Consider the following 8,697-nt stretch of genomic DNA (forward strand, 5'->3'; position numbering starts at 1 on the left):
GTTTTTTCAAGGATTGCAAGAAATGGATGAATGAATGTTAAAGCAGTATTAATTATATGACACGCAACAAAAACAAGATAATTCGTGCCGTTACCGTTCCGCAATCCTTAGGCTTTTGCCGTGAAGTGATGATTAAGATGCGGGCGATGGGGTATGACATGGTGGCGGTGACGTCGCCGGGACCTGAGCTTGATAAGCTGAGAGATGAGGACGGATTCCATTGTGTGGCTGTGCCTATGGAGAGACATATCTCGCTAGTTAGGGATATGAAATCACTTATAAAGATGCTTAGAGTATTCCGTAAGGAGAAACCACAGGTAGTACATTCGATGACTCCTAAGGCTGGAATGATTTGTATGGTGGCTGCATGGCTGACACGTGTACCGGTGCGTATACATACGTTTACTGGACTGGTATGGCCTACGGCTACCGGACTGAAGCGAAAGATTCTGATGATGACAGACTGGCTTACCTGCGCTTGTGCTACGCATGTGATTCCAGAGGGACAGGGGGTTCTTAATGATTTGAAGAATGGCGGCATCACCAAGAAGCCAATGAAGGTTTTGGGGTATGGCAATGTGATGGGCGTGGATATGGAGAGGTTTTCTCCTGCTCGTTTTGAAGTGACTAAGGATGCTGATGTATTTACATTTGTTTTTGTCGGCCGCATTGTGGGAGATAAGGGTATCAATGAGTTAGTTGAAGCTTTTGTGAAATTGCACGACAAGCATACGGATACAAAACTTGTTCTGGTAGGTAACTATGAGCATAACCTCGACCCGGTAAGCGATACCACACGACAGCAGATTGACAACAATGATGCTATCGATGCCTGTGGTCCCAAATACGGCGACGACTTGCTCCAGATGTATGTAGATGCCGATTGCTTTGTAATGCCAAGCTATAGAGAGGGTTTCCCGAATACTGTGCTTGAAGCTGGGGCTATGGGACTGCCATCGATTGTAACGGATATCAATGGTAGTCGTGAGATTATCGAGAATGAGAAGAACGGGCTGATTGTGCCGTCGAAAGATGCAGATGCTCTTTACAACGCGATGGAACGTATGCTGCTTGATGATAAAGCCCGTGAAACGATGAAGAACAATGCACGGCAGATGATAGACTCTCGATTCGAAAGAAGCTTTGTGCAGAAATGCCAGATTGAATACTATAAGGAGATAATGTGATAGGGCAAATGACGGCAGAAGAAGTTATTTTGCTCAAACTGTTGCGGTTCTATCTTGTAAGAAAACCCAAAGATGATAGTATCGTTTGTTCTGAAACCGATTGGAACGCAATATTTACCATTGCCAAGCAACAGGGAGTATCTGCCATTGTGCTTGATGCTATAGACCTGCTGAATGCCCAACCACGTACATCAGAATCTGTACTCATACAATGGATTAAGCATTCTGTTATGACGGGACGGAATTACATAAAGCATGCTGATAAAATTCACACGTTGGCGGATTTCTACAACCAGCATAGTATAAGAGTGCTTCTGCTTAAAGGATATGGATGCAGTTTGTGTTATCCCACACCAGAACATCGCCCGAATGGTGACATTGACATATATTTGTTTGGCATGCAGAACAAGGCAGACGAGTTGGTGGAAAAGGGACTTGGAATAAAAGTCTATAGAGAATATCATAAGCATTCTAAATTCAAAGTCGGCGGTATTGAGGTAGAGAATCATGCAAAATTCATTGACGACATATCTCACAAGAGCAACATCAAATATGAACAGATACTGATGTCTTTATTGCAGAAAGAGGTTTGTTTGCAGAGTCCGATTGACAACGTGTGGCTTCCTTCACCTACATTCAATGCCTTGTTTCTGTTGCGCCATACAGGTGAACACTTTGCTGCCAATGAAATAAAACTTCGTCATATATTGGATTTAGGTTTATTCTTCCAACGGTTTCACTCGCAGATTGATTGGACGGTGGTTTTCAAGGTGTATAAAGAGGAACGGATGATGCGGTTCTTCAATGCCATTGCCACTATTTGTGTGGAATATCTGGGTCTGAATGCTGCTTGTTTTGCTTCTGATGACAAACAGTATATATATCAATCGGACACTGCTCTTGCTGACCGCATCCTTTCTGATATCTTCGAGAAGAAAGATGAGCTGCCAATGTCGACAGTTGGCATTGACACTATCGGCAAGAAACTGCACTATGCCATAGATAAAAGCTGCCGTTGGTGGCGCAACCGTTGGAAATATCAACTGGTATATAACGAAAACCTTGTGGAGTCGTTTTGGTGGTTGGCGAGGAATAGGATGAAAGCCTCTCCCCAACCCTCCCCTGAAGGGAGGGGAGACGGAACGGGGGTAATTGGAAGGCTGGCTAGGAATAGAGCTTTCTAAAGTATTAAGTGTTGAATGTTAAGTGTTACATACTAATGATTAATTCTCGGAGTAATTAAAATGATAATTTATTATTCTTGTGTATATTATATCACTAATAAAAAACTTGTTTCATTCAACATATATATTTATCTTTGCATAAAACTTAAATGCTATGCAGACAATAGAAATACGAAATATAGGACCTTTGGCGGAAACGGGAGTTGTTCCAGTTTCCCAGGTTATGCTTTTAATCGGTGAGCAGAGTACTGGCAAAAGTACATTTATGAAGATTCTGTGTTTTTGTTGTTGGCTTGAAAAGCAAGTAATGATTGGTGGTGATAGTATATTATCGAGATATACCCATTATTATCGCTTTTGGAATGAACTTAAGAAATTCCATCATTTTAATGACGATTTTCTTTCTGATAGCAGTTATATCAAATATGATGGCTCTGCTATACAGATAGAAATGCGAGGCAAAAAGCGAAACGCAAAGATTGTTAGAAAGCCTAAGTTTGCAGAAATAAGACATAACTTGAAGATAAGTTTCTTACCTTCAGAACGAAACTTGTTGTCGTCTATACAGAACATTGAAAACCTGTATAGGTCGAAAGATGTTGACATGTTGTTCAATTATATTTTGGAATGGGGGGAAGCGAGGTTGCAGTTTAATGTATTACATCCACTTGATTTGGTCTTTGTGGATAAAATGAAATATCACTATAATGCCAAGAATGGGGATGTGCTGACTTTGGCCGATGGACATTCAAAGATAAAGCCGTATTATGCATCAAGTGGTGTTCAGTCTGCTCTACCGATACAGGTGCTTGCTACATATTTGGCAGGAGAGGTGGGTACTTCAGCCAAGATAAGTCCGGTTGAATATTTAAAGCAATTGGATTTAACTGATTCCAAGATTGATATAAAGGTACTGACATCGGTACTAAATGAAATGCTGAAAAATGGAGGCGCTTCAAAAATAGAAAATGAATCAGAGATATATCCTTCTTTTGACAAGGTTTTCAAAAATATACAGAACCGTTCGTCCTATAGATCTTTTCACTTGTTCGTAGAAGAGTTGGAACAGAATTTGTTTCCTATAGCTCAGTTCGAACTTGTCAAGATGTTAGTAGGTCTATTGAAACAGACGGACAAGAAAGATACCGGATATAAAAGTACGGTATTTTTAACGACCCATAGTCCTTATGTATTAACGGCTTTGAATGTTATGATGTTGGCATCTGCTGCATATGAAATATCACATGATAAGGTCCATGATTTAGAGCTTGAAGACTATGTTCTTCCGAAAGGGGCTTATTCGGCATATTGTATAAAGGATGGGCGCTTTGAAAATATTGTCGACGAAGAATACGGTTTTATAAAAGGAGATTTTCTGGATTCTGTTTCAGAACTGGTGGACAACTATACTTTTGAATTAAACTCAATCATATATGGCAGCACTGAAGGATAGATTGGATGCTTTTGATGGCCAACCCGGGCAGTGTTGGAATAAAAGAAAGGGCATATCTGTTGGCGAGCGTGGGCAAGTATATAGAGCGAATTTTTCGCATGAATACTTGTCTGCCGTATATGCAATAGACGGTGGTATCATTAAAGATTATAACACGACGAAGTGCGACAAGTTGGTCTTGCTTGATTTGGATAGCCAAACGTTATTTGAATTGTTTGTTGAGTTAAAAGGCGGAAACATACAACATGCCATTGAACAAGTAGAAGCTACATTGAATAATCCTTTATTTAAGGATTCGGCTGTCAAAGAAAGACAGGCAAGAATCATTGGACGCAAGATTCCAAGTAATACAGGTAATTCAATGACTGAAAAAGCGAAGAAAAGGTTTATATCAAAATACAACTGCAGATTGGAGTTCAAGACCGGACCTGCGGTTGAGAATATCAAAATATAAACAACAAGTTTGTCAAATTAATTACCAAGTCCCCATCCGAGTGCAGCATCAGCATATAGCGATACTGTGGAGGGGAACAAACGACACGAATTACCCAAAATTATTCTTTAATTTTACCACGATTTTTTATTTATGAGTAATTGAACTTTAGCAAGTACAGAGAATTCTGTACCGAGCGATAGCCATTACTCTTTTTGCTGAATATTCAGCAAAAAGACATACGGCTTTAAATTCTATAACTTCTGAACTTGCTGAAGTTCAGTAAAACAAATCTTCATATGTACAAACATTTTTTTAAACGATTCTTTGATTTCTGGATTGCGCTTATAGCATTGATATGTATAAGCCCAATCTTGATAGTTGTTACCATCTGGCTGCATTTTGCCAATAAAGGGGCAGGGGCTTTCTTCTTTCAAGAGCGTCCTGGTAAGGATGGAAAGATATTTAAGGTGATTAAGTTTAAGAGCATGACGGATGAGAAGGATGCGGAAGGGAAACTGCTGCCAGATGCTCAACGTCTAACTAAAATAGGTCGTTTCGTTCGTTCTACCTCAATTGACGAGTTGCCTCAGTTGATAAATGTGCTGAAGGGGGATATGGCGTTGATAGGTCCTCGTCCGCTTTTGGTGCAATATCTTCCATTATATAGCAAAGAGCAAGCTCGTCGTCATGAGGTTAGACCGGGTATTTCAGGTTGGGCACAATGCCATGGACGCAATGCTATATCGTGGACTGAGAAGTTTAAACTTGATGTTTGGTATGTAGATCATTGCTCATTGATGACGGATTTGAAGGTGATATTTATAACGATAAAGAAAGTGCTTGGTCGTGAGGATATAAATACTACAACAGGTAAGTCGGCAACAATGGAGTATTTCAATGGTCATAATTAAAAACTATCCCATTATGTATTTATTTGGAGCAAGTGGTCATGGAAAAGTGATCAAGGAGATTTTAAATGCAAACGGTGTAAAGGTTGAAGCATTTGTGGATGACAACCCTAATGTGAATGAGTGTGGAGGTCGTCCAGTTTTGCATGATGCAACAGGACTATCTCCTATGATTGTGAGCATAGGTGTGAACAGAATCCGCAAGATGATTGTGGAGAGATTGAAGGCTAACAATCCAGCTATTGAGTTTAAGTCGGCTATTCATCCTTCTGCAGTTATCTCGCCTTCTGCTAAAATTGGCGAAGGAACTGTAGTAATGGCAGGAGCAGTTATTAATGCCGATGCTGTAATAGGCAATCATTGTATTGTAAATACAGGAGCAACAGTAGATCATGATTGTATGGTAGAGGATTATTGCCATGTTGCCCCTGGTGTACATATCAGTGGCGGCACACATGTAGGCGAAGGAACTTGGGTCGGTGTTGGTTCATCCGTTATACAATGCTTAAATATAGGCAAGAACTGTATGATTGGTGCAGGAAGTGTTGTAGTTAAAGATGTTCCAGATAATGTGACGGCATTTGGCTGTCCTGCAAAAGTAATCAAAATCATAAGTAAATAGCAAGATTAAGCAGGTATGATTGAATAGGTTTGGGCCTGTGGAGCGAAACCACTACCTGCTACGGTTTGCGCGAAGCGCAATGTTGAATTTTGAATTGTCGGTTTTGCCGATGTTGAATTGTTCAATTTTGAATTATTATGGCTTAAATCATATTTATCTCGCAAATAATACTTATCTTTGTATAAGTTAATCCCTAAACTTTAAAGTTATGCGACACACAGAAGAACGATATATAAGTTTGCTGACCGATTTTGGTTTCAAGCGAATTTTTGGTACCAAACCCAATAAGGATTTGCTTATTGACTTTCTCAACTCTTTATTTAATGGTGAACAGGTTGTGAAAGACGTAACGTTTCTTAATAGCGAGCATGTGGGCGATGTACATACCGATCGTAAAGCGATATTCGATGTGTATTGCGAGAACGAGAAAGGCGAGAAGTTTATTGTAGAGATGCAGAATGCATATCAAACATATTTTAAGGATCGCTCGTTGTATTATGCCACGTTCCCCATTCGTGAGCAGGCTCAGAAAGGAGAAGGATGGAACTATAAGCTCAAGCATGTTTATATAGTGGCGCTGCTCAACTACGATATGAGTGACCCTGCCTTTTCTGATGATACTATAAACCATGACATTGGTTTGCTTGACAAGCAGACACACCGAGTGTTCAACGATAAACTTACATTTAAATATGTGGAAATATCCAAGTTCAACAAGAGGATAGAAGAACTTAAGACCAACTATGACAAGTGGCTCTTTGTTCTTCAAAACCTTTCGCGTCTTGATTGCCAGCCAGAATATTTGAAAACAGCTGTATTTAACCGTTTGTTTGCAGAAGCCGAAATAGCCAAGTTCACAAGGGCAGAACTCAGGGAATACGAGGACAGCCTGAAGGCTTATCGCGACATTAAGAATTCTTTGGATAGTGCAGAAGAAAAAGGAGAACGTAAAAAAGCTATAGAAATAGCGAAAAATCTTCTTGAAATGGGAATGCCTATTGACAATATAATGAAAGCAACAGGACTTTCCTTGGAAGAGATTGCTAAGCTTTAAGCTTTTACATTGTTAAATGTTAACTTGGTTGGTTGATGTTAGAAGAAAAACAGAAGGCTTATGTTAAGAATAGCTTGGCAAGAGCTATAAGTGAAATGAAGGTTGCAAAGATTGAGGGTAGAAAACTCCAATGTGTTGACTACTTTATCAATGAAATGGCCCCGAATTATCCGCAAATTAATATCTCTGAGAACATTCACGCTGAACTCTCGGCTAAGAGTGACCATGAAGTGGCGGTATGGTATAACGATAATGTTATCTATCCTGATAAGGTTAGACTGAACTGCTATTACTATCGTCACTACTCCTTCTGGAAGGATATTGAAATGATATTTGCGACAGTACTTGGCTTCAAGGTGAAATTTGCGGGAGAGGAAGTATGAGCTATTAGTAGCCGCAATCAGCAACTAACAATGGTCAAAGCAGGTATAATTGAATAGGCTATTGCCTGTGGAGCGAAACCACTACCTGCTGCTGTTTTTTTTATGGATACGATATACGAATGGGTGAATCCGAGGATTCCTGTGGGGTATATTCTTTTCTCTTTTGTCATTCTTTCTGTCGCAATTGTGATAGGGATGTTGATGATAAAAGGGAACAGGATAAAGAGGTTCATACTTGGAGCCTTGCTTGCTGATTATTACTTCTTGGTGCTTTGCTCTACCGTGATTTGCAGAAATGGCGGTAGGGAAAGACAGATGGTGCTTATGCCTTTCTGGAAATATCCTGACATCTGGAACAAAGTGGATTATCCTGCTGATCTGTTAGAGGTGTTATTGAATATCGCTCTATTCATGCCTGTCGGATTGCTGCTTGGGGGAATGGGAATGAAAATCAAGAGGGTTTTCCTGAGTGGAGTCGTTCTGTCTGGCATTATAGAAGTTTCTCAGTTTGTTCTTTGCAGAGGACTCTGCGAAACGGATGATGTGATACACAATACCCTTGGGTGTGTGATTGGATATTTTTTAGTGAGGAGTGTGGGCTTTAGTGAGGAGTGAGGAGTGTGGCTTTAGTGAGGAGTGAGGAGTGTGGCTTTAGTGAGGAGTGAGGAGTGTGGCTTTAGTGAGGAGTGAGTTGGTAAAAAAAACAATGGAGGGGAATTGGGGAAATGAAAAGTGTAGTTCAAGAAAAGAGTGAAGAGTTTGCGCTTCGGATAATTAACCCAAATCGGCCATTAGGGCTTGCTTGGATTTTGATTTTTAGAAGAGTGGATTTTGTTTGGCTTTTTAATGAGTAATAGCGGGCTATTGCGAATTAAAAACAAGCAAAAGACGCCTTATAAAAAGCAAAAAACTGCAAGCAGCATAAAAAAATAAAGTAAAACGTCCTAATGACCGTTTTGGGATTAATTTATATCAGTATTTGACGGGAAGAGAAACGAATCGTGAATACGTATTGTCTAAACAGTTGCTGAGAAGCGGAACGAGCATCGGGGCAAATATAGCTGAAGCTGAATATGGAATAAGTAAAGACGATTTCAGAGCTAAAATGTATATCGCTCTGAAGGAGTGTAACGAGTCTCGATATTGGTTGCGACTGCTCAATAAATCTAGATATTTGACAAAGGAAGAATTTGATTCTATATATAAAGACAGCGAGGAAATTCTGAAACTTCTCGCATCTATCACCAAAACGACAAGCGATAAAATAAAAAAATAAAATCATGGAAGAAAGAAAAACAATTTACTTGTGCCTTGCCCACATGAGTGAGGCTGGTTTGGAACAGAAATATGTGAAGGAGGCTTTCGACACCAACTGGGTGGTGCCGATGGGACCGAATGTAAATGCCTTTGAAGATGAATTGACAAGGTTTGTGGCCTCAAAAGCCTCTCCTAAATCCTCCCCTGAAGGGA

General features: G+C 40.0%; 9 protein-coding genes and 2 pseudogenes. All 11 read left to right on the plus strand.

The features are described from left to right. Positions 1–56: 56 nt before the first annotated feature. On the plus strand, positions 57–1,187 hold the full coding sequence (locus tag QVO99_RS06845; protein WP_022316863.1) for a glycosyltransferase family 4 protein: 1,131 nt from the start codon (positions 57–59) through the stop codon (positions 1,185–1,187). An 8-nt stretch (positions 1,188–1,195) separates the two neighbouring features. Continuing rightward, positions 1,196–2,371 (plus strand): nucleotidyltransferase domain-containing protein, encoded by a 1,176-nt coding sequence (locus tag QVO99_RS06850; RefSeq protein ID WP_022316864.1) that lies wholly within the window; start codon positions 1,196–1,198, stop codon positions 2,369–2,371. A 154-nt stretch (positions 2,372–2,525) separates the two neighbouring features. Further along, positions 2,526–3,824, plus strand: coding sequence for an ATP-binding protein (locus QVO99_RS06855; protein ID WP_022316865.1), 1,299 nt, complete (start codon positions 2,526–2,528; stop codon positions 3,822–3,824). Further along, complete coding sequence (locus tag QVO99_RS06860) at positions 3,805–4,278, plus strand: hypothetical protein (protein WP_022316866.1); 474 nt, start codon at positions 3,805–3,807, stop codon at positions 4,276–4,278. The genes QVO99_RS06855 and QVO99_RS06860 overlap by 20 nt, the downstream gene beginning before the upstream one ends. Positions 4,279–4,556: 278 nt before the next feature. Further along, on the plus strand, positions 4,557–5,171 hold the full coding sequence (locus QVO99_RS06865) for a sugar transferase (protein WP_022316867.1): 615 nt from the start codon (positions 4,557–4,559) through the stop codon (positions 5,169–5,171). Positions 5,172–5,184: 13 nt separating this feature from the next. Continuing rightward, a complete protein-coding gene (locus QVO99_RS06870) occupies positions 5,185–5,790 on the plus strand; it encodes an acetyltransferase (protein WP_022316868.1) in 606 nt (201 codons plus the stop codon). 208 nt (positions 5,791–5,998) lie between these two features. Continuing rightward, a complete protein-coding gene (locus QVO99_RS06875) occupies positions 5,999–6,844 on the plus strand; it encodes an Rpn family recombination-promoting nuclease/putative transposase (protein WP_022316869.1) in 846 nt (281 codons plus the stop codon). A 233-nt stretch (positions 6,845–7,077) separates the two neighbouring features. Then, positions 7,078–7,227, plus strand: a pseudogene (locus tag QVO99_RS06880) (sugar transferase); the annotation flags it as partial. 102 nt (positions 7,228–7,329) lie between these two features. Further along, the gene (locus QVO99_RS06885) at positions 7,330–7,842 is read left to right on the plus strand and encodes a VanZ family protein (RefSeq protein WP_022316871.1); all 513 of its coding nucleotides are present in this window, start codon (positions 7,330–7,332) and stop codon (positions 7,840–7,842) included. 346 nt (positions 7,843–8,188) lie between these two features. Continuing rightward, positions 8,189–8,503 carry a four helix bundle protein gene (locus QVO99_RS06890; protein ID WP_288177028.1) on the plus strand — a complete coding sequence of 105 codons (315 nt, stop codon included), beginning with the start codon at positions 8,189–8,191 and terminating at the stop codon, positions 8,501–8,503. Positions 8,504–8,507: 4 nt separating this feature from the next. After that, positions 8,508–8,697 (plus strand): annotated as a pseudogene (locus QVO99_RS06895) (hypothetical protein); the annotation flags it as partial.

This window comes from Prevotella sp. CAG:592 (assembly GCF_000436015.1).
Classification (GTDB): Bacteria; Bacteroidota; Bacteroidia; order Bacteroidales; family Bacteroidaceae; genus Prevotella; species Prevotella pectinovora.